Source organism: Mesobacillus campisalis, assembly GCF_000986785.1.
In the GTDB taxonomy this organism is placed as follows: Bacteria; Bacillota; Bacilli; order Bacillales; family Cytobacillaceae; genus Mesobacillus_B; species Mesobacillus_B campisalis.
Genome location: NZ_LAYY01000011.1, coordinates 123391 through 143723, shown reverse-complemented (window position 1 = coordinate 143723; position 20333 = coordinate 123391). Strand labels below are relative to the sequence as shown.

The following is a 20333-nucleotide window of genomic DNA, read 5'->3' as shown; positions in this document are numbered from 1 at the left end:
ATGGCGATCATATTGCCACATATTGAAGACCTGAATCGTACAGCCTACCTTCCCCCCGAGGGAGATATTCAAACCTTTATAGACGATGACCATTATGCCGAAATGGTAAAGGAATGGGGCTTATCGTCGGGGAAAAACGTAAAAAAAGAGTTTTGGTACAAGGAAAAGGATCATCAGCGTCTTGTGACCATCAAAGGATATCAGTCATACGGAACAACAGGAGAATTTTACACCATTATCATTGAATTTCAGGATGGGAACCTTAGCTGCATCCACCCTGCTTATTTAAAGGAGATGCAGTCGTCGAGTTTCGGAAAGGCAGTCATCGCTGACAGTGCGCCTGCAGTGCAGACAGCAGGGAGAGAAACCGAACCGGTCGAGCCTGCCAAAGAAAAGAAGGCTCCTCCAGCCGAGAAAAAGGTATCCGCTAGTCCGAAAAAAACAGCTGAAAAGAAAGAAAAAGCACCTAAACTCGAACTTCCCGCAGATAAGGTGCATTTCACGGCAGAAGTGAAGCAGTTTGCCCTAACCTGGAATCCGTTCAATGAAGAAAATGATGAAGTAGTGGTGCTGGAAAACGTTGTTATCCAGCAAGATCCAGTGATTGAGATAGGACTGGCCTGGTGCTCCCATTCCAAAACCCTTAAAAAGCTGGAACTTTCTCCCGGGGACAAGCTGGAGTTTGACGGGAAAATTGTTAAAAAGAAACTGGCAAAAGGAAAAGATGCCGAAGAGGCATTCATCATTGAGGAACCAGTGCACTACAAAGTGAATAACCCATCCAAAATCCATAAAAGCTAGAAGCCTCTAGCTTTTTTTATTATTCTCCTGTTTCCATCTCAAATATTATTCCGTCTCCAAACCATACAGGCCACTATGCATATGAAAACGTTTCATTTTTTTGAAATAATATTTTTTTCTGAAAATGGTTGATTTTATAATCGTTTATCTTGTAAACTAATTCTAGTCAAAAAGTTCTGACAGATTAACAGTTTTCAGGAGGTTGCATAATGGTTACTTTTTTGGCATCAATTGGTTTGCTTGTTGTCGGGTATATCGTCTATTCCAAGGTGGTTGAACGCATTTTTGGAATCGATGACCAAAACCGAACGCCAGCTTACAAAAACAATGATGGATATGATTTTGTACCAATGAGCTGGTGGAAAGGGAGTCTCATCCAGCTTTTGAATATTGCCGGTCTCGGACCCATTTTTGGGGCCATCGCCGGAGCGCTTTACGGGCCGGTAGCTTTTATTTGGATTGTTATTGGATGTATTTTTGCCGGTGCCGTGCATGATTATTTTTCAGGAATGCTTTCCTTACGCCATAATGGAGCACAATTTCCAAACCTTGTTGGCCGATATCTTGGCCAGCCTATGAGGAAAGTTATAAATGTAATCTCAGTCATCCTAATGATTCTTGTGGCTGCTGCCTTTACTGCAGGTCCGGCCCAATTGATTTCAAGTATCACGCCGCTTAGCTTTATTGGATCATTAGGTGTCGTGTTTGTCTATTTCTTGCTGGCTGCCTTGCTGCCTGTAAACCGGATCATTGGAAAGCTTTATCCCGTTTTTGGCGTCGTCCTGATCGTCATGGCGGTTTCGGTCGGGATTGCCCTGTTGTTCAGCGGAAAGCAAATTCCCAACCTGACATTTGAGAATCTCCACCCTGGGGAACTTCCAATTTGGCCGTTGCTGATGGTTACCATCTCATGCGGTGCCATCTCCGGTTTCCATTGTACACAAAGCCCAATTGTATCGAGGACTTTGAAGAAAGAATCAGAAGGACGCAAAGTATTTTATGGGGCAATGGTCGCCGAAGGAATTATTGCGATGATTTGGGCCGCTGCGGGAATGACATTCTTCGGTGGTACAGCTGGACTGCAGGAAACACTTGCTGCAGGTGGACCTGCTGGAGCAGTAAATGAGATTTCACAATCACTGCTTGGTTCGTTTGGTGGAATTCTGGCAATCCTTGGTGTTATCATTCTTCCGATTACAACTGGTGATACAGCTCTCCGTTCATCGCGAATGATTCTGACTGATGCCCTTTCATCGGTTACGCTGATTACTGAAAAATGGAAGGTCATTCTGACGACACTGGCTGTCGCCATCCCAACCTTTTACCTTTCAACAATTGATTACTCCTTCCTTTGGAGATATGTAGGCTGGACAAACCAGGTGGTGGCAACCGTTATGCTTTGGACTGGAGCGGTGTACCTGATGAAGAATAACAAGTTTCACTGGATTTGCGGCATTCCGGCTATGTTTATGACCGGTGTGGTCTGCACTTATATCTTTTATGCACCGGAAGGATTCAGCCTTCCTTATCAGACTTCCATGATTATCGGCTCGATTCTTACTCTGGCAGTTGCAGGATGGTATTGGGTTCAAATCATCAAATACCGCCGGCTCAACAATGGAGCTAAATCCATAAAAGCAGCTTAAGCAACAAAACAGGGAACCTTGCAAAGAGGTTCCCTTTTAAGTGTTCAAAAATTTGTTTTTGTAATGGGCCAAGGCTAGGAGCGGGTAAAGATATCTGTAGCTGTGATAATGCATATAGAAGTTCCCCGCCATTCCCTGGCCCTTTGGATAATTCGTCGTCCAATCGTCGCGCTCAAGATGATTGGTTAAAAAATCAATCCCTCTGTTTATCGTTTTCGTTGGTTTGGCCGAAAGAGAAAGAAGGGCATCGACCGCCCAGGCTGTGTGGGTCAGGGTGCTTGCATTCAACGGAACATATTTCCGGGCCTCATCACTTTTACATGACTCTCCCCAGCCCCCGTCCTCATTCTGGATCCTCTCCAGCCAGTTGACTGCTTTCTGCACGCTGTGGTGAGTGGGCTGCACACCAACGGCACTGAGTCCGGTAAGGGCAGCCCAGGTGCCATAGATATAGCAGATTCCCCAGCGGCCATACCAGGAGCCGTCTTTTTTCTGATGCAGTTCAAGCCACCGGACCGCTTTATGGATGGCAGGATGGGAATGTGACAGATTTGTATAGTTTCCGAGAAACTCCAGTGTGCGGCCTGTTAAATCGGGGGTTGACGGGTCAGTGAGAAGATATTCTCCCTTCTCAACAGGCAAAAGGCTGATCAGCTGGCTGTCGGTGTTTTTTTCAAACGCAGCCCAGCCACCGTCTTTGTTCTGCATCGATAGCAGCCAAAGAACCCCTCTATCCCATGAAGCCCGGAAAGCGTGGTCACTGTGCACTTTTCGGGCAATGCTCCTTAAGGAAGCTGTCGTATCATCCACATCCGGAACGAATGTGTTGTGGTCTCCAAAGCCCCATCCCCCGGGCATGGCGTTTGGGTTATGGATCACCCAGTCACCGTATTTGATATGCTGGCGATTTAGCAAATAAGTGTTTGCCTTTGCGATCATCGGGTCTGTTTCCTTGACTCCTGTCTCCTGCAGAGCATAACTGATTAGGGATGTATTCCAGATGGTAGCGGTTGTGAACTGCACATGCTGCAGTCCGTCTATATTGGTTTTCATTGCTTTTAAGCCCGCCACCGCGTTGGTGATAACAGGATGCGTTTTCGAATACCCCATCGCAAGCAAAGCGAAAATCATCAGAAACGTCGAACTGAAATAGGTGAAAAAAGTACCATCCTTCTCTATATGGCTTAGCATATATTCTTTCGTCTTTTCAATGGCCAGCTGATGAAGCAGGGCTGGGAGGCCAATCAGCTTCTTGATTGCTTTTTTCAGTGCCGAATGCAGCAGACGGTAATCATCCTGGTTAAAAAATTCTTCCTCCCGATAGGCCCCCAGCTCGTTGAGGTCGGGGCTCCGGGTCGTCTTCAGCTGAAATTTCCGGTCTGCAAGAACCATAATGGGTGCCAAGTGTGCCCTTCCGTATACTGAGAATTGGTAAAAGTTGATTGGAAAAGAGGCTGGAAGCAGAATCACCTCCACCGGAATAGGGAAAAAATTGGGCCATTTATATTGTCCAGTAAGGGCCAGCAAGATTTTCGTGAACATATGGGCTTGCCCGGGACCCCCTTTATTGACAATATACCGTTTGGCAGCCTTGAGCCTCCTGTCCTTTTTATCATAATAGCCGGAATAGAGAAGCGCATAATAGGCTTCCACTGTTGCGGAAAGATTGCTATCCCCTTCGTCTCTATAAAGCTTCCACGCCCCATTTTCCTCTTGTTTGCTCATAATCCGCTCTGCCAGCACTTTGATGAATTTTTCATCATTGATCTGAAGCGTCCTTAATAAAATAATCATAAAGCAATCCGTAGAAACTCCTGTCTCAAACGGATAATTCCATGTTCCATTGGGAGATTGATCGTTCCTCAGCTTGTCAATGAGTCCCTGAATGCCTGTTTCAATATCCTTCTTCACCTTATCACTCCCCTCGCACCATACATATTCGGATCAGAGAAAGAGAATTCATGAAGGGGGCTTTCATCTTGAGGAAACTTTCACAACTAAAAAAGCAATTGAAGCAAAAGAAGCAGGTCCCTCCAGCCTTAACGAAAAGCGATGAAAAAATGGTCAAGAAAATTGTGGACGAAACATCCCTGTTAAACAAAAATAATGTAACACGGACGAAGGCCTATCTGGATTTTTACAGAAGGAATCCCGCAATCCATTGGTCGTTTTTAGCGCATATGGTGTCAAGGAATGGAGGATGGAATATGACGGACCTGAAAGGCAGCCTCCATTCCCGGCTGATGGACCGAAGTGAAAGAGAAACCTTTTTTTCCTTCCTGGAACGAAGCAACTGGCTGATCTTCCAGGACGCGTATCCGCAGCTGCTGTTATATGAAGAAAGTTCCAAAAGGAAGAAGCCCCTTTTTCATTTGTTGCCCGCACTCCATGTTTCCTTTTTTATGAAATGTGCTTGGGATTTCTTTTGGCAAGAGCGTGATTCTTATTTACTGACGATGGCGCTGATTGTCAATGAACAAAATTACCTGGAGTCGAGGGTGGTGCAACATCCCGGTTACCAGGCTGTTTTTAGTACGGTTGAGTTTAAGATGCAGGACCTGCTTTCAATGAACCATATTCTATTTCCATATGTGAAGGGCGGGAAAGTTAAACTTGCCGGTGCTACTGTCCACCAGTTTGAACGTCTGCATGAGCGGATTCTCATCGGGAAACGGTTATATGGGATTTTGTTTGGCAGCGGCTTGAAAATGGTGGAAAAGTGGGCATCATCAACAACTCATACCGGTTCACGCAAGGACTACTGGCCCCACCTTTTCAACTCCGTTGATGAAGGAATGCCAGGTTTGGCGCTAAAGCCTAGGCTGATTTCCTGCAAACTCACGCCTGGCTCCCCGCGCATCTACAGCCCCAAACTCGAATTCTCGTGGAAAGACCGAAAACACGAAAAAGTGGAACCCGGCGACTGGTACAAAGACTCAAATGTCCTTTCTTATCTTGAAGGCTCTCTGGAAAGCTTGGGCGGGGAGATTGAGGCTGAGTATTGCAGCACACTAAGGAAATTGGAGCTGGCTGGGATATTGGGGGAGGTGGTGGAATAAATTAAGGTTCCAAAGGATTTTCTAACAGATAGTAACGAGCTCTTTTGATTCCTGTATTAGGCAGGTTAAGCAAGGATAAAAGGTAAGTCGTGGAACGGGAGGATGGCAGCAGGAGAAATTCCCGTAATTCCGGGTTGGTGAATCTCGACTTTATTAGGAAAAAATAATCATTTATTCCTATTAAATGCGCATCTTTTGAAATGGCGTGGCAATGAGGGCAATGCCAGGAGTTTCTATGATAATTCATCGGAATGAAGCTGCAAAAAGGGCATCGTACGCCTTTTACAAGTTCAGAGAAAGAGATTCGATATTGCTGCATAAGGTTGCTAGATAGTGGAACATGTGATTTAAAAAGCAGTTTCCTGATTTTTGAAAGTGTTTTATCATCCATGCTGGACTTTAGATCTGCTCGTTCAAGTTCTTCCATTTTACTCAGTAAATGATAGGCTCTGCACACCGACTTCAGTGCTTCGTGATAATTAGGAGAGATGGTTAGTTCCGTTGAAGAACGGGTCATAGCTACCAGGTAAAAGATGGGGATATCAGCGAGATGAGATTTTTCAAGGAAATACCTTAGTAACAGCTTATGGCGCTGAACTTGCGCAACAGGATCTTCATACACCTCTTTTAAGTCACCATATTCCTGGATCATTTGATTCCGTTCAATTGTAATTTTCCCGGAATGATTTTTGCCTTCTATAATGAGAATGAATTTCGAGGAGAGCAGCAGCGCGTCGATCTGAAAAAAAGAATTACGGGCAGGAAGGCGGAGACCGTGGTAGATATAATACCTTTTTTCAGGTAGAAGGCTTAAATAGTAGTTTAAAACTTTTTCCCCATTGTATCCTGATCTTAATTTCTTGACCAAGCCATCAATTTCCTCTCGCTGTGGGTGGTCTTCCGGCAGCCTGCCCGCCAGTGCCTCTGCTTTTAATAAATTAATCGGTATCTCGAGTTCTTTATCAAACAAATGTATTCCCCCTTTCTGATATATCTACAATTCTCGGCGCCTGGTAATCTTCCCTATATAAGATACTCATTTTATTTGAACTTTTTATGTCTTTTTGAACCGATGACGGATCAAAAATGCAGGAAGAGAGTACACTGTATTTTACTTACAAGTAGTGCATTATAGCTTTCACTGCAAAAACTCGGGCTTTACGACGAAATGGCACCTTCTTACGACAAAATTAAGGGCACTTACGACAAAACTAACTACACTTACAACAAAATCCCTGCGCTTTATTTCAATTGATGCCTCTCCACCTTCCCTAACTGCAAAAACCCCAGTCTTTACGACAAAGCAACAGCATCTTACGACAAAATTGAGAGCACTTACGACAAAACCAACGGCACTTACAACAAAATCCCTGCGCTTTACTTCAAATGATGCGCCTCCATCTATCCTTACTGCAAAAACCCGGGCTTTACGACAAAGCAACAACATCTTACGACAAAATTGAGAGCACTTACGACAAAACCAACGGCACTTACAACAAAACCACACTTCCTCACTACAATCACCCTTTTCCACAAACCAAAACCCCCACATCTCCACGACACGGGGGTTCCTGCACCTTATCCTATTCTTATTTCGCTTTTAAAAGCACTTCGCCCTCTTCCTGCACGCTCAGTCCCAGCCTGTCCAAATGCTTTCGGATGCCGCTTCGCTCCCAGGTTTTCATAAGCGGCCGCTGAAGGGCTTTTTTCGGGTAAAAGATTCCCAGGCTGGTCAGCTCCTCAAAGTTTAGCCCCTGGCGCACATATTTCCCGACAAGTTCATCTCGTTTGTCAATCACCGTTAGGTACCTTTCCATGGCCGCGATAAACTCTCGGCGGGTAAAAATCCCTTTTTGATGGCCCGTGATATAGGTTTCGGCGTCCAGCTCAAGCAGCCGTTTTGCCGACTTGATAAAATCATCGATATCGCCGTCAGTTCCGTTGTACCAGGGCCCAAAGGATGTCATATCGTAATCGCCGACAAAGACGACGCCGAGATCAGGAAAGTATGGGCAGGAAAGTCCGCTTGTGTGCCCCGGAGTATGTAGAAAAACGACTTTAATTCCTCCGAACGAATATTCCTCTTCATACTCATATGTCTCCGTAATCGCTCCCAGGTTTTGCACCCATTCCTGCGGCAGCTGCTTCTTCCACAACTCTACCCCTTTTTGGCCCCACTCCTGATTAATGCCGTTCGCCCTGGCAACCCCGTCAATTGTCAGCGAATGTTCAAATTCAATTGGATTGATCATTTTCACGGCAGACGGAAACAGGTGGTTATGGGCGGTATGGTCCGGATGGTAATGAGTATTGACAATCCGATTGATGCCGAGTTCCTGGTGGATTGCTAAAAGGGCTTTAGGATCAGCACCGGAATCAATTAGCACCTTTTCCTGGCTGTCAATATACAGGCTGCGCGAAAAAGGGACTTTGCTGCTGTTATTGGGTCCCTCCACAATCATTATAGGTCCTATCCGATCCATTTAGATCCCCTCTCTATACGTCTGATGAATGAATATTCATTCATTATAGCATATTTATCCAAATTTTCAACCAATCTGCTTCCTAAAACATCCTGCCATTATGTAAGCAAGCATAAGTCAATTGTCTTATCTCATATTTTTAGGTATAATAAAAAGAGGAAATACACATATATTAAAAAAGACCGCCGGTGCTCGCAACACCAAACGGTCATGCAATAGCATGTTCCTTCAAGGGGCATCAGCAAATAAATCAGGACGTAATCCACTCTAAATGCTGGCAGGCTCAAGGGTGGGTTACTTTTTTTGTGTTAAAGCGATAATCGTAACAACTAAACTGGCAAAAGCAATCATTAGCGTTAGCGCTTGGTAGACGGTCACAGCACCACCCCCTTTCACCGGGGATCGCTGACCCACCTCCTGAGTTCCCTATACTATTGCTGTTTTATTATAACATAAAAAGCGAACGTATGCTCGCAATAATGTAAAATACTAGAACGTTTCCTCCATAAAGACTAGTAAATCCGGGTCGCCACGGTCAGTTCTTCAATCCTGGCCAAGTCCGGTTCAAATCCGATGCCCGGCCCCTTCGGCACAGAAATATAGCCCTCTTCCATATCCACTTCCGGCAAAATGATATCCTGCTTCCAATAATGGGAAGATGGTGCCGTATCTCCTGGAAGCGTAAAACCGGACAGCGATGTGACCGCGATATTATGCGCCCTTCCGATTCCCGCCTCCAGCATGCCGCCGCACCAGACAGGAATTCCGTGCTTCACGCATATATCATTAATTTTCTTCGACTCTGTCAACCCGCCAACCCGGCCAATTTTCAGATTGACAATTTTGCAGCTGCCCAGTTCAATCGCCTTCCGCGCATCCTCGGCGGAATGAATGCTTTCATCGAGGCAGATTGGCGTTTCCAGGCTGGCCTGAAGCTCGGCATGATCGATGATGTCATCATGGGCAAGAGGCTGCTCAATCATCATAAGGCCGAACTCGTCGAGCCTGCGTAAATGTTCCAAGTCCCCGAGAGTATAGGCGCAGTTCGCATCTGCCATTAAAGGAATTTCCGGGAACTCTTTTCTGATCCCTTTTAAAATGGAAACATCCCAGCCTGGCTTAATCTTGACCTTGATCCGCTTATAGCCTTCCTCCAAATAGCCTTCAATTTGCCGAAGCATTTTCTGTTCGGAATCCTGGATGCCGACACTGACGCCAACTTCAATTTTCTCTTTTGTCCCGCCAAGTGCCTGGGCCAGCGAAGTACCCTGCTCCTTCGCATACAGATCCCAGACAGCTCCTTCAAGGGCCGCCTTGGCATTGAAGTTGCCGCGGACATACTTGAAATGCTCATACAATTCATCCGGGTGCCGCACGGGCTCCTTCATCAGCAGCGGTATCAGAAAATCATTCATAATATGCCAATTTGTTTGTACCGTTTCTTCATTATATATCGGCTCTACGATGGACACCGATTCTCCCCAGCCTGACAGCCCGCTTTTTCCAATCACTTCCACTAAAATAATGTCCTTGTCATATTCGGTCCCAATGCTTGTTGTAAAAGGATGCAATAGGTCCATTTTTATTTGCCGCAGAATGATTTTGTCAATTTCCATCAGGCTGTTCCTCTCTTTCCAATAGATACAAATACTGATTGGGAACAAGCGGATCTTTCACCAAGTCGCTCACAACCCAGCCTTCTCCTAAAAAATGTGCAAAGACCTCCCGTGTCTTGTTCCGCCAGGCCAATGCCAGCGAAAAATCGGCTTTTTTTATCTCCTGGAAATTCCCTGGCACAGGAACAAGCAGCTTGTCATCCTTCAGCGTAAAATCAGTTTCTCCGGGAATTAGTAGATTTCGCGCAATGATGGTTATAATCACAAGCTTCAAGCCATCAATCACAACCGTTGGCGGACCAACGGGGCTGTCCGTTTTCCACTCTACTAAAAACCGGTCTGTCGGAAGGCCATCATTCAATCCATCTGCCATTTCACCGTACACATTCTCCAGGTAGCACGTACATTTTGCGCCAAGCTTATGCAGGTTAAGATTGCCATTCACCGTTTCCAGCGGGTCGTATGTCCATGTAATCAGCTTATAACCTTTAGCTGCTGCCAACTCTTTTTGAGCTTTTTTTAGCTTTTCCCCAATTCCATATCTCCTGTACTCAGGATGAATACCCAGTGAATGGGAACAGAGATACACCTTGCTTCCATCAAAGCCGGGAAAGCTGTATTGAAAGCCGACCAGCTTTCCTTCTAAATAGGCACCAAGAATAAAGCCGCCGTTTTTGACAACGGCGACAGATTGATTAACCGGTACAGAATCTTCAAGGCTCCAGACAAGAGTTTCGAGACGCCGAACCTCCTCCAGTTCAGCTATTGTATCGAGATTGCGAATTTCTATGGATGACAAGTCTAGTTGATTCACACTCCTCACTCCCCTTCGGACCATTTTTTCTTATCTGCTAGCAGCAGCATTTTCGCGAGTATTTTTGCCCCATATACCAAGGCTCCCTCATTGAAGCTCATATCGGGATGATGCAGGCCGGGTGCCAAGCCGCAGCCCAGGCCGACCATTGTGGCGGCTAAATGAGGTTTCTTTACGGTATAAAAATGAAAATCCTCAGCCCCGGGCGTTACGCAGGCTTCACTCACATTGTTCCTGCCAAGAATCTCGGCAATCGCCGTTTGGGCAAGCTGAATCGCTGCCTGATTTTGCACAGCAGCTGGCGAGTATTCCGAAATTCCTGACTCAATTGTAACCCCTGTCGCCACTTCCGTTTTACGAATGGCCTCGTTCGCTCGCTCAATCAGGCTCTCCATGGCCTCATTCTTTTCGGAGCGCATGTCAAAGGTAAAGCGGGCGCTTGCCGGAATGGAATTGGAGGCTTCGCCGCCATGCAGTTCTGTTATTTTAATCGAATAGCGGCCCTTGTCCACGATTGAGATATTCTTCACTTCCTGTATCAAGAGCGCAGCGGCCTCCAGGGGGTTGTTGCCCTCCTCCGGCCTGGCCGCATGGGCGGGCACTCCTTTAATCGTTCCTTTCAAGCTGGCAGTTGAGCCATGCAGGATGACGGGAGCTGCTTTGCCGAAGGAAACCTCTGACTTGGGACGAAGATGGATGCCTGCAAGGAACCTGACATTCTCCAAAGCACCATCCTCCAACATCTTCAGCGCTCCTTCCGCCTTTTCTTCCGCTGGCTGGAAAATAAACCGGACAGTGTGCCTGAGCCTTCTCATGCTTTTCGCCAAAGCGAGCGCGGCCATCAGCACCATCGTACTATGGGCATCATGGCCGCAGGAGTGGTTAGGGCGAACCACTCCACCCACCTCCTGGACCAACGCATCCATATCCGCCCGAAGCGCAATAACTTCCGAAAGTTCCCCTTTCCATTCAGCGGTAAATCCATGATGGCCGGTATAGGTTTTTACCTCTAACCCTGCATCCTGAAGCTTTTCCTGCAGGTAGCGGGAGGTTTTTTCCTCCTCCCAGCTTGGCTCGGCAAGCCCGTGAAGCTCATGATAGGTTTTAAGGATAGTGTCTTGCTTTTTATCTATATATTGAAAAAGATCCATCCGCTTTCCCGCCATTTCTTAAAAAATGATATGAGCAATCAGCACGACAATCGGCAAGGTTATGATTGTGCGCAAGATGAAAATCAAGGCTAAGTCCCTGAACTTGACTGGGAGGTTGGATCCCAGCAGCAGTCCGCCCATTTCGGACAGGTAGACCAGCTGGGTAACCGATACGCAGGCAATCACAAATCTGGTCATTTCACTTTCAATGCCGCTTCCCACAACCGCTGGGAGCAGCATATCGGCAAAGCCGATGACCATTGTCTGGGCCGCTTCAGCTGCTTCCGGAACTCCCATCAAGGAGAGGATTGGCTCGAATGGTTTTCCGATGATTGTAAAGAAAGGAGTATACTCGGCAATCACAAGAGCTACCGTTCCAATTGCCATGACAATTGGCAGGACGCCAAGCCACATATCAAGCACATTTTGGAAACCTTCCTTGAAAATGTTCGACACACGCTCGTTCTTCCTCGCTTTGTTCACTGCTTGACCAAGGCCCCACTGGACGCTGGAGATGTCGGCAGGCATTTCTGTTTCTGCCTTTAGCTCCGTTTTTTCATAAGCTGTGTCCGCTTTTTTAGACAATGGCGGAATCCTTGGCATGATAACCGCAGCGGCAAGACCGGCAATGATGATAGTGAAATAGTAAGGCACAAAGTATGCTTCAAGATTCAAATATTGCAAAATCACAATCGTGAACGTGATGGAAACAACCGAGAAAGTAGTCGCAATCACGGCTGCTTCCCTTTTTGTATAATAGCCTTCCTCATATTGCTTTGCTGTCAAAAGGACACCGATCGTGCCGTCGCCGACCCAGGAAGCCAGGCAATCAAGCGCAGCACGTCCTGGCAGCTTAAACACAGGCCTCATGAACTTCATTAGCAATGCACCAGTAAATTCGAGCAAACCAAAATTTAAAAGCAGCGGAAGCAAAATACCGGCCAAAAAGAATGTAGTAAACAGGATTGGGATCAAATCATACAGCAGCAGTCCGCCTGTGTTTTCCGAATGCAGCATTTCAGGTCCGATTTTATACAATGCTGCGATACCAAGAACCGTTCCAAGTACACGAGCTCCCAGCCAGAACTTGCTGACATTGAACAATGTATTGAGCGCCTTGTTTTCAAGGACAAATCTTGGCTTTGCCAGCATGGTCACAATCGACCCGGCAACAGAAATTCCCATGACGGCGACCGTGATGGCAGGAATCCATTCGCCAATCACGCCATGAATCTGATTGGAAAGGAAGGCCACCGGGATGGTGATGCCCTCTTCCGTTTTAATTGGAACAATGAAAAGGAGGATGCCGATCAGGGATGGAATCAAAAACTTCAGGAAATCTATCGCTGAGACCGGTGTATTTTTTTCTTGCACTTTTGATACACTTTGCATAATTGCACCTCTATTTTAGTAATTTTATAAGTTCTATTCCAAGAATAACTCCTGGTCTGTGTAGAGCAGTTCGAGTTTTTGCTGCCTTTTTCGAATTCTTTCATGGTCCCTGCTATGAATTCCAGCCATCAGGACTTCAAGCAAAGAGATGACAGACGCTATCGAATTATGGCTTGATTCCACCTTTTCCTCTGTGGTCAAGGTCACTTCTGCAAGCTGTCCGACCGGAGAGAGCTGCCGGTTCGTAATGGCCACCGTTGCGGCTCCTTGTTTTTTGGCTAAACGAACAAGATTAAGAGTTTCCTTGCGGTACCTCGGAAAAGAAAACAACACCACGACCGAATCCTCTGTCAACTCGCAAACCTCCTCCGGCATATAGCCGTCGGTATTTGAAATGGATACATTCTCACGCACTTGCCTTAATGAATAAAACAGCCAATACGCAGCAGCGTACGAGCTGCCAAATCCAGCAATGTATACCCTGTCTGCGTTGATAATCCTGTCTGCTGACTTCCAGATCTCCTCTGCTCTAACCTGCTGAAGCAATTGCTGCAATACCGCTCCTTCGTGTGCAACCACCTTTTCAAAAATCCGGTCTTCATGCCACACTTCTTTCGCAGGACTTGCTTCTTTCAAAACAGGATTCTTTTGGGCAAGCCAGTCTTTGCGGATTTTTTCCTGCATGGCCGAAAATCCGTCATAGCCTAATGCATAAGCAAGCCGGATGACGGTTGTCTCGCTCACTCCAGACTTTTTGCCAAGTTGATAGGCAGTGTCCAATGCTCCATCGTCCATATGATCCTTTATAAACTCGGCCACCTTCTTTTGGCCCCGGGACAAGGAAGGAAAGCTTTCTTTTATAATCTGCAAAAATGGCTTCTCTTGCATGCAAACCCTCCTCACCGGCAAATTGTTGAAGGAAAAACTTCATGAATTAAATATAAAGGATGAAATCCTTCTTTACAAGCAAAAAATGAATAAATAAACACAAAAGTTTTTAATTATACTAAAATATGAATGACGTCAAAACCAATACTTTCGGGAATAAAAAAACAGGGACCACTCAAATAGTGGTCCCTGGTCCTTTTCATCCCTCGAGGAACTTCTTCATCACCCTGACAAGTTCGTCCGGATTTTCATACATGCCCATATGCCCTGTGTCCGGAATAACTTCTTGCATAATATTCTCCTTTGAAATGGAAAAGGTTTTTTCGCTCGGTACTATTTGGTCCTTCTCACCTGCGACAAGGAGTACAGGCAGTGAGGTTTCTTCCAGGACCCTGTTGAGGTCGGGCCGGTCTTTCATTGCCAGCAAAGCGCCTGCAGCACCCTCCCGGCTCGTTTTATAGCCAATTTCCTTTGCCCGTTGAATATCCCTGGCATTGCTTTCCAGATTGTCAGGTGAAAATAGCTTCGGAACCAGCCCATCAATCAGTGCCTGCATCCCCTCTTTCTCCACCTTTTCCACATTGGCAACCCTGGCCTTTTTGGCTTCCTCCGAATCCGGGTGGGCAGTGGAATGTATGAGGGAGAATCCATTTAACCCTTCCACGTACTTCCTGGCAAAGCTAAGCGTTATATAGCCGCCAAGAGAGTGTCCGAACATGATGACGTTGTCCAGTTCCAGCTTTTGCAAAAAGCTCTTCATATGATCGGCGATCGTCTCGATGGAATATCCTTCAGCAAGCTGTCCCGATTCTCCATGCCCGGGCAAATCAGGCGCAATCACCCGATAATTTCCGGAAAGCACAGGGATAACCTTTTCCCAATACTCACTGCTGCCGCAAAAACCGTGCAGCAGTAAAATTGCTTCGCCCCTGCCTTCATCAATATAAGATACCGTTCCAGCAGGCAGATTGACTTGTTTTCTATTCATTGCCATCTCTCCTTTCAGTTCTTTTTGATTGTATTCCCTTTCCTGCTTAAACTTATAGCACTCCCATTATTTTTTCGCGTTTATGACTATTTTTCCTTCCCTTTAAATAAAATTTACTACACCATGATCAACAGGAAAGGATGATCTGCATGTCCAAATGGTTTGGAACCGATCCTACCTTTTATCCCTCTCCCCAATCCGCTATACATGCCCCTCCCGAGAAGCTTGCTTATATTGCTTTATTGAAGCCAGATGCACTCGGTGTCATTGATTTGGACCCTGATTCTCCAACTTATGGAAGCCTCATTTACAAACTGGCTCTGCCTGGTGAGGGCGATGACGAACTCCACCATTTTGGCTGGAATGCCTGCAGCTCGGCATTATGTCCTTCCGCTTTCCACCCACAGCTGGAACGGCGTTATCTCATTCTTCCTGGCATCCGTTCCTCAAGGATATACATTGTTGATACCAAACCTGATCCCCGCAAGCCTAAAATTATCCGCACAATTGAACCGGATGAAATAAAAAAACGCACCGGCTACAGCCGGCTTCATACTGTTCACTGCGGCCCGGACGGCATTTTCATCAGTGCCCTGGGTGCAGCAGAAGGCAAAGGCGGACCCGGCGGAATCCTTCTCCTCGACCATTTTAATTTCAATGTGCTTGGGGCCTGGGAAATGGACCGCGGAACCCAGCATTTCGCGTATGATTTTTGGTGGCATATTGCCCATGATGTTACCGTTTCCAGCGGATGGGCCACACCTGATCTTTTTGAGGATGGACTGAAACTGGATGCACTTTTGCAGCGAAAGTACGGCCATAGTATACACTTCTTCGACAGCCGCACACGCAGGCATATCCAGGAAATTGATTTTGGCGACCAGCATCAAATGGTCCTGGAGCTGCGTCCGGCCCATAATCCGCGGAAAACATATGGATTTGCCAGTGTCGTGATTGATGTGACCAACCTCGCCAGTTCGATATGGGTTTGGTATCAGGAGAATGGCAAATGGAAGGCGCGAAAAGTGATTGAAATTCCTGCCGTCCCCGCCAATCGCGACCAGCTCCCGCCTGTTTTAAAGGAAGTAGGGGCGGTGCCGCCACTTGTGACGGATATGGTTTTGTCACTTGATGATCGCTTTCTCTATGTTTCCTGCTGGGGAACTGGTGAGCTGATTCAATATGATGTGAGTGACCCATTTGACCCCAAACTGGTCGACAAGGTGAAAGTCGGCGGAATTGCCAGCCCTGTCCCTCATCCTTCCGGCAAGCAAATCACCGGCGGAGTACAGATGGTCGAACTGAGCCGGGACGGCAGGCGGGCTTATTTCAGCAACTCGCTATACCGTGCGTGGGACGATCAGTTTTACCCGGATGGAATCAGGGGAGCTATGGTAAAAGTGGATATCAAGCCGGAAGGCGGCATGGAAATTGATCCAGGCTTTTTGATTGAATTTGAAGGAAGCAGAGCCCATCAGATCAGGCTTGAAGGCGGAGACTGCTCGACAGATTCCTTCTGTTATCCGTGAGCGGAGGGATCGTAATGGCGGATATCCTTTTCTCTCATGAAAGCCAGCTAGCTGCGGTTGCCCTTTTGGGGGCCTTCCACGGCATCAACCCCGCAATGGGCTGGCTGTTCGCCGTTTTTCTGTCACTGCAGCGCAATGATCAAAAAGTTTTATACTTTGCGATTCTTCCAATTGGTATTGGCCAGATGCTTGGTGACGGATTTGTGATTGCGCTCCAGACAGCTGCCCGGTTTCATTTTCCGATTCACACCGTCCATCTTGCAATTGCTTCTTTTATATCCTTATATGGCATTTACCGGCTGTTCCGGTATTATCGCCATATCAGATGGACCGGCGGCTTGAAGGTAGGCTACGGCCAGCTTGTGCTCTGGTCCTTTCTTGCCTCCTCCACACACGGTTCGGGATTGTTGTTCGCACCATTCATCCTTTCAGCTGAGAGGGTTACTGACCTTTTACCGCTTTGGTTCTTCCATGAACTGGCGATGCTTGCCTCAATGACGGCTATGGCAACCTTGGTTTATAAGTTTGGCGTTCACGCCTTTAAAAAATATATTGTCAATTTCGAGCTGGCCTGGGCCGTCCTTTTGATTGCGGTTGGAATCCTTTTATTTATCATGAGTGGCGGCGGCAGCAGCGACATACACATGCATTAGCAATCTGGACTTCCAGATTGCTCTTTTTTCGGCATGTGGAAATAAAAACGAAATCTGCCCCCAAATCCCTCTCAGGCAGGTTGATATTACCACCCTATTACCCTCTCTTTTTTGGTACACTTTTTAGGATGCCAAAAAGGAGGAAACCTCTTTGTCCAACTTGAAATTATTAATGTTAATTATTCTCCTTCTTACCTTTGGGAGCGGGTTCCTTGCTGGGATCCTAACTTCCGGAAAGTATAGCGAAGAAGTAACGAAACCTGTCAATCATATACCGGCTTCAGGGAAACAGCCTGCTGTAAAAGCAGCACCGGAATTACAGGAGCAAACACCAAAAGTCCTTGCCGGCTATGTTCAGGATTTCCGGAATCCGGCGGAGATTGATGTTTCGAAGCTAACACATGTCATATTCTCATTTGCCCACCCGGCTAAGAACGGTGAACTGCTTATGAATGGCGACTTTGCATTGAAAAATCTGAGAACGCTGGTTGAGAAGGCAGCGCAGTATGATACCAGGGTCATACTGGCGGTCGGCGGCTGGTTCCATATTCAAGGCGGAGAATCCTATGAATATTTTAAAAGCGCCATTTCCAATGATGCTTCCAGAACGAGGCTGGTGAACGAGCTTGCCAGTTTGGCAGACCGCGAGAACCTGGATGGCATTGATATCGACTTTGAACATCCGCGCTCACAGGAAGACGCGAAAGCACTGACGCTTTTCACTAAGGAACTCGGTGAAAAATTGCATGCCAATGAAAAAGAGCTATCGATCGCTGTCCATGCCAAAATCCACAGTGAGGCTGGGACCGAGCTTGGCGCTGTCATCTATGAACCCTCGATGTTCCAGTATGTGGACCATGTCAATATTATGGCTTATGACGGCCAGTGGGATGGCGGTTACAATGCAAGCAATCTCTCTACCTACTCTTTCGCCGAAAATATCGTAAGCTACTGGACTGGACTTTTTGACAGGCATGGACTGGCAAGGCAAAAGCTTGTGCTTGGAGTTCCCCTCTACGCACAGCCGGAGGATCCCTCTGTAAAGCAGCTATCCTATGCTGCCATCATCAAAGCCGATCCAGCCAATGCCAGCCGGGACCAGATGAAAAAGAATGGGACCACCTATCATTACAATGGCTATGAAACGATGAAAAAGAAAGCCAATTTGGCACTGAATAATGGATTTGGGGGAATGATGGTTTGGGAGGCCGGCCATGATGCCTGGGGCACACACAGTTTAACGGCTGCCATCTCCGCAGCAATGGAAAACCCGCCAGCCAAATACTATATTTTAAAAAAATGATAAAAACACGATTCCATTGCCGGGGAATCGTGTTTTTAACGTATAGATCAAGAGTCTCTTTCCTCGAGCTTTTCCACCTTTACCAGACCATCCTTGCGGGATTCCTTCTCCAAATATACGATGATGCTGTCATGTACCTGCAGTCTTTCAGGCAGTTTCACATTCTCTTTTTTAATATAGATGCGCATGCCATTTTCAGATTCTCCAAAATATCCTGTTTATCCACTTTGGTGATGGTGTATTCCTGGGTTAGATAATCCTTCTCACCATTGGAGACACTCTTGGCGGAGTTAAAAGTAAAGTTTAAATAGATTAATATCCCTAGCAGCACGCTTAATAAAGATAGAATCAACAACTTCATTAACACTATTCCCCCACATAATTTAAATCCTTCCCATTATATGTTCGATTGTAGGTTGTATGACACAGCGGAGTTCCAGTTTGATTTTCTCAGCGCTTGATGCAGGTGAGCAGCATCGATTGGCCCTGGAAAGACTGAACCTGCTCCCCATGCTGTTCAATATGGAAATATTGCCTCAAATCTTCCGTAGCACCCATCATGTAGGCATTCAGTTGCTCCTTCTCCTCCAGCGGAAGGGTTATCATGCTGCACCAATTGTCGAATATAAACTTCTTTTTAAATGTAGCCATATTTTCAACTGTGAAGCCCTCTTCCTCAAGCATTGCAATCCATTCCGTTTTTTTATAGGCACGAACATGGCTGTGGTCGCGTGCCTTCTCTGCGAGATTGTAAAATTGGTCAAACTCCTGAATTTCCGGGGCCACATTGTCCACCAATATGAATAGTCCATTATCCTGGAGGACACGGAGGACCTCCCTGACAAATTGCCTGACGTCAGGGAAATGATGGGCGGCAATGCGGCAGGTCACCGTCCCGAAAGAGCTGTTGGGAAATGGCAGGTTCTCCGCATCACCCTGTACAAAAGCTACATTTCCATGGCCGTTGCTTTCAATAAAACTCTTTGCCTTTTCGAGCATTTCTGGAGTCAAATCCAGGGCGATCACCTGTTTAAAAAGAGGCGCAAGCGCATTCGCCACGTGGCCGCCTCCTGTGGCAACATCCAAAACAGCCCCGCCCCTGTTTCTTCCAGCAATAATCTCGACCAGCTGGCGCAAATCATCCCCTTTTGCATGGGAATTGCTGGTCACATAATTGGCCGCATTCCTTCCAAATTGCTGAAGCACTTTTTCCTTGTCTTTCATAATCTCCCCCCTGTACCGTGATCCACTATGAAGTCTCTTTCTTATTCTATTTATCATTTTTTAAAATCATGGCAATAAAAAGGCCCTTGCAGTCCTCTTTTTGCTCCACAATCTTGAAACCATGCTTTTTCATCAGCCCGACCGTATTGCGATCCAGACAGCAGCCATCGCAGATTTTTCGCCAGGCGGGCGTCAACAGCTCCTGCAATTTAGCGAGAACCGGCTGCCTCATTTTCACGTGCTCAAACATCAGGACCTGACCTCCTGGCTTGCAAACCCGCTTCATTTCTGCCGCAGCCCTTTCGGAATCCGGAATTGTGCAATAGACCAGCGTGGCAACTATTGTGTCAAAACTATTATCGGCAAATGGAAGTTTTTCTGCCCCGGCTTGAATCAAGTTTATAGGCACTTTTGCCTGTTCCCTTTTCTTTTCACTTTGGAAGATCATAAATTCGCTAGGTTCGATGGCCGTTACTTGTACCACATTTTTATATAAAGGAAAATTCACACCAGTACCCGACCCAAGTTCTAGTACTGTTCCCGTTGCCTGTGAAAGGAGGCTTTTCCGTATTGTTTTAAAACGACCCTGTTCCAAAGGCCCCATAAAGAAATCATACCAGCGTGAAAATATTTTACTCATTGTCTCTATTAACCCCCATAAAATAAAGCCCAAGTTAACACTCTTTCATCATTATACCTTCCATTAAGTTTGGACTCATGAAAGAAGCATTGAATCTTGCAATATAAAACGGCCACCAGCTGGTGACCGTCTTTTCTTACCTTTAA

At 46.4% G+C, this 20333-nt stretch carries 19 protein-coding genes; 6 read left to right on the top strand and 13 right to left on the bottom strand.

The genetic code is table 11. From position 1 onward, the window contains the following. Together WQ57_RS12050 and WQ57_RS12045 are read left to right on the top strand one after the other, a co-directional pair. The gene (locus WQ57_RS12050; protein ID WP_046524023.1) at nt 1-801 is read left to right on the top strand and encodes a hypothetical protein; all 801 of its coding nucleotides are present in this window, start codon (nt 1-3) and stop codon (nt 799-801) included. A gap of 209 nt (nt 802-1010) precedes the next feature. Further along, complete coding sequence (locus WQ57_RS12045) at nt 1011-2447, top strand: carbon starvation CstA family protein (protein ID WP_046524022.1); 1437 nt, start codon at nt 1011-1013, stop codon at nt 2445-2447. 36 nt (nt 2448-2483) lie between these two features. Here the strand turns inward: WQ57_RS12045 and shc are convergent, their stop codons facing one another. Next, entirely contained in the window at nt 2484-4358 is a 1875-nt protein-coding gene (shc, locus tag WQ57_RS12040) for a squalene--hopene cyclase (protein ID WP_046524021.1), read from the bottom strand. Nucleotides 4359-4426: 68 nt separating this feature from the next. Between shc and WQ57_RS12035 the strand changes: the two genes are divergently transcribed. Next, entirely contained in the window at nt 4427-5506 is a 1080-nt protein-coding gene (locus WQ57_RS12035; RefSeq protein ID WP_241481524.1) for a DUF2515 domain-containing protein, read from the top strand. A gap of 1 nt (nt 5507) precedes the next feature. On the opposite strand, the gene WQ57_RS12030 is transcribed toward WQ57_RS12035, so the two are convergent. The 9 genes from WQ57_RS12030 to WQ57_RS11990 all read right to left on the bottom strand — a co-directional run bounded on the left by WQ57_RS12030 (nt 5508) and on the right by WQ57_RS11990 (nt 14838). After that, nucleotides 5508-6476 (bottom strand): NERD domain-containing protein, encoded by a 969-nt coding sequence (locus tag WQ57_RS12030; protein WP_046524019.1) that lies wholly within the window; start codon nt 6474-6476, stop codon nt 5508-5510. 619 nt (nt 6477-7095) lie between these two features. Beyond that, nucleotides 7096-7989, bottom strand: a complete 894-nt coding sequence (locus tag WQ57_RS12020; protein ID WP_046524017.1) for an MBL fold metallo-hydrolase — start codon at nt 7987-7989, stop codon at nt 7096-7098. A gap of 294 nt (nt 7990-8283) precedes the next feature. Beyond that, on the bottom strand, nt 8284-8367 hold the full coding sequence (locus WQ57_RS27205; RefSeq protein ID WP_277620291.1) for a putative holin-like toxin: 84 nt from the start codon (nt 8365-8367) through the stop codon (nt 8284-8286). 134 nt (nt 8368-8501) lie between these two features. Next, on the bottom strand, nt 8502-9605 hold the full coding sequence (gene menC / locus WQ57_RS12015) for an o-succinylbenzoate synthase (RefSeq protein ID WP_046524016.1): 1104 nt from the start codon (nt 9603-9605) through the stop codon (nt 8502-8504). After that, nucleotides 9595-10419 carry a GNAT family N-acetyltransferase gene (locus WQ57_RS12010; RefSeq protein ID WP_084820255.1) on the bottom strand — a complete coding sequence of 275 codons (825 nt, stop codon included), beginning with the start codon at nt 10417-10419 and terminating at the stop codon, nt 9595-9597. Before WQ57_RS12010 ends, menC begins: the two co-directional genes overlap by 11 nt. Before the next feature lie 5 nt (nt 10420-10424). Beyond that, complete coding sequence (locus tag WQ57_RS12005) at nt 10425-11570, bottom strand: amidohydrolase (protein ID WP_046524014.1); 1146 nt, start codon at nt 11568-11570, stop codon at nt 10425-10427. Nucleotides 11571-11588: 18 nt separating this feature from the next. Next, complete coding sequence (locus WQ57_RS12000) at nt 11589-12962, bottom strand: YjiH family protein (RefSeq protein WP_046524013.1); 1374 nt, start codon at nt 12960-12962, stop codon at nt 11589-11591. A gap of 33 nt (nt 12963-12995) precedes the next feature. Continuing rightward, a complete protein-coding gene (locus WQ57_RS11995; RefSeq protein ID WP_046524012.1) occupies nt 12996-13850 on the bottom strand; it encodes a MurR/RpiR family transcriptional regulator in 855 nt (284 codons plus the stop codon). Nucleotides 13851-14049: 199 nt separating this feature from the next. Further along, nucleotides 14050-14838, bottom strand: a complete 789-nt coding sequence (locus WQ57_RS11990) for an alpha/beta fold hydrolase (protein WP_046524011.1) — start codon at nt 14836-14838, stop codon at nt 14050-14052. Between the two features lie 149 nt (nt 14839-14987). Between WQ57_RS11990 and WQ57_RS11985 the strand changes: the two genes are divergently transcribed. The 3 genes from WQ57_RS11985 to WQ57_RS11975 all read left to right on the top strand — a co-directional run bounded on the left by WQ57_RS11985 (nt 14988) and on the right by WQ57_RS11975 (nt 18323). Beyond that, nucleotides 14988-16367, top strand: a complete 1380-nt coding sequence (locus WQ57_RS11985; protein ID WP_046524010.1) for a selenium-binding protein SBP56-related protein — start codon at nt 14988-14990, stop codon at nt 16365-16367. Nucleotides 16368-16381: 14 nt separating this feature from the next. Beyond that, the gene (locus WQ57_RS11980) at nt 16382-17020 is read left to right on the top strand and encodes a hypothetical protein (RefSeq protein WP_046524009.1); all 639 of its coding nucleotides are present in this window, start codon (nt 16382-16384) and stop codon (nt 17018-17020) included. Between the two features lie 151 nt (nt 17021-17171). After that, on the top strand, nt 17172-18323 hold the full coding sequence (locus tag WQ57_RS11975; RefSeq protein WP_241481523.1) for a glycoside hydrolase family 18 protein: 1152 nt from the start codon (nt 17172-17174) through the stop codon (nt 18321-18323). 47 nt (nt 18324-18370) lie between these two features. Here the strand turns inward: WQ57_RS11975 and WQ57_RS26640 are convergent, their stop codons facing one another. The 3 genes from WQ57_RS26640 to WQ57_RS11960 form a co-directional block, all read right to left on the bottom strand. Beyond that, nucleotides 18371-18511, bottom strand: coding sequence for a hypothetical protein (locus WQ57_RS26640; protein WP_156183121.1), 141 nt, complete (start codon nt 18509-18511; stop codon nt 18371-18373). Nucleotides 18512-18773: 262 nt separating this feature from the next. Beyond that, nucleotides 18774-19604 carry a class I SAM-dependent methyltransferase gene (locus tag WQ57_RS11965; protein WP_156183120.1) on the bottom strand — a complete coding sequence of 277 codons (831 nt, stop codon included), beginning with the start codon at nt 19602-19604 and terminating at the stop codon, nt 18774-18776. After that, nucleotides 19594-20187 (bottom strand): class I SAM-dependent methyltransferase, encoded by a 594-nt coding sequence (locus WQ57_RS11960; RefSeq protein WP_046524006.1) that lies wholly within the window; start codon nt 20185-20187, stop codon nt 19594-19596. Before WQ57_RS11960 ends, WQ57_RS11965 begins: the two co-directional genes overlap by 11 nt. Nucleotides 20188-20333: the final 146 nt, after the last annotated feature.

Bases quoted from the DNA above. Each gene is read 5' to 3' on its own strand.
- WQ57_RS12050 (WP_046524023.1), top strand. From the start codon at position 1: ATGGCGATCATATTGCCACATATTGAAGACCTGAATCGTACAGCCTAC.
- WQ57_RS12045 (WP_046524022.1), top strand. From the start codon at position 1,011: ATGGTTACTTTTTTGGCATCAATTGGTTTGCTTGTTGTCGGGTATATC.
- WQ57_RS12020 (WP_046524017.1), bottom strand. From the start codon at position 7,989: ATGGATCGGATAGGACCTATAATGATTGTGGAGGGACCCAATAACAGC.
- menC (WP_046524016.1), bottom strand. From the start codon at position 9,605: ATGGAAATTGACAAAATCATTCTGCGGCAAATAAAAATGGACCTATTG.
- WQ57_RS12005 (WP_046524014.1), bottom strand. From the start codon at position 11,570: ATGGATCTTTTTCAATATATAGATAAAAAGCAAGACACTATCCTTAAA.
- WQ57_RS12000 (WP_046524013.1), bottom strand. From the start codon at position 12,962: ATGCAAAGTGTATCAAAAGTGCAAGAAAAAAATACACCGGTCTCAGCG.
- WQ57_RS11995 (WP_046524012.1), bottom strand. From the start codon at position 13,850: ATGCAAGAGAAGCCATTTTTGCAGATTATAAAAGAAAGCTTTCCTTCC.
- WQ57_RS11990 (WP_046524011.1), bottom strand. From the start codon at position 14,838: ATGAATAGAAAACAAGTCAATCTGCCTGCTGGAACGGTATCTTATATT.
- WQ57_RS11985 (WP_046524010.1), top strand. From the start codon at position 14,988: ATGTCCAAATGGTTTGGAACCGATCCTACCTTTTATCCCTCTCCCCAA.
- WQ57_RS11980 (WP_046524009.1), top strand. From the start codon at position 16,382: ATGGCGGATATCCTTTTCTCTCATGAAAGCCAGCTAGCTGCGGTTGCC.
- WQ57_RS26640 (WP_156183121.1), bottom strand. From the start codon at position 18,511: ATGCGCATCTATATTAAAAAAGAGAATGTGAAACTGCCTGAAAGACTG.
- WQ57_RS11965 (WP_156183120.1), bottom strand. From the start codon at position 19,604: ATGATAAATAGAATAAGAAAGAGACTTCATAGTGGATCACGGTACAGG.
- WQ57_RS11960 (WP_046524006.1), bottom strand. From the start codon at position 20,187: ATGAGTAAAATATTTTCACGCTGGTATGATTTCTTTATGGGGCCTTTG.